This is a genomic window from Aporhodopirellula sallentina SM41 (assembly GCF_000346505.1).
GTDB classification, from domain to species: domain Bacteria; phylum Planctomycetota; class Planctomycetia; order Pirellulales; family Pirellulaceae; genus Rhodopirellula; species Rhodopirellula sallentina.
On sequence record NZ_ANOH01000061.1, the window covers coordinates 1 to 786 of the forward strand.

Annotated in this window: 2 protein-coding genes; both read right to left on the reverse strand. The window is 49.9% G+C overall.

What is annotated here, in order from left to right; genetic code table 11:
- Window positions 1-452, reverse strand: a 452-nt coding sequence (locus RSSM_RS03305) for a hypothetical protein (protein WP_008674460.1), incomplete at its 3' end; no start/stop codon positions are given.
- A gap of 85 nt (window positions 453-537) precedes the next feature.
- On the reverse strand, window positions 538-786 hold a 249-nt coding region (locus RSSM_RS34465; RefSeq protein ID WP_008674462.1), incomplete at its 5' end, for a hypothetical protein.

Genomic DNA, 786 nt, shown 5'->3' on the forward strand with positions numbered 1-786 from the left:
ACTACCACCCTTGCGTTATTGCCAAGTGGAAGAGAATCAAATGCGTTGCGGTTTTTCATCGCCAAAACGGTATCGCGAATTTGTTCACCGAAGAATTTCGCAACACTTTCATTGTCGTCATCAGTGTCCAGTGTTTTCTTGCCTCCAGGAATTGAAACTGAAACCGTCCCCTCGTCGCAGAGATGGTTAAATGCGTCTTCCCATTCAGGCACCTCAATCATGTTGTCATCTTCATGGTATGAGGTCCATTCGCCATCACACTCGGCGTTGGGGCGAGTGTCAAAGACCACAACAGCGTAACCTGTTTGTTCGATGTAGTATCCCACAGTGATAAGTTGAATTGGGTCGTCGTCATCACCCGGTCCGATATTCTCGTACTCGTCATAAAGGCGAATTTTCTCAAGGATAAGCTCCTCAAGTTGTTTCAGGTTACGTTCTAAGTTGACTTTCATTGATGTTTGTTTCAATTTAGCCAGATAACGATTAAGTTCACCCGCTTAGCAAGAAAGACTCTCCACCTTGCTAACCCGCGTGACGCTAAGCGGGTGCAACGCTTTGGTTGTACTGTGCCGCCAGGGGGCGTGCTAGGTCGAGCCGTCGTCGCCTTAGCGTTTTACCGGTGGCGCGGTCTCTTGGCAGGGCCAAATCCGAGCGTTCTGGCTGACGCAACTCGATCTCCAGGTGCACCTTCGGTGTCGTCGGTGACAAGTATTTCGGTCGTGTCTGAGAACGCATCATGCGATCTGTCCATAGTTTCGTTTGACAAACGCGGACTTCGGGGGAGAG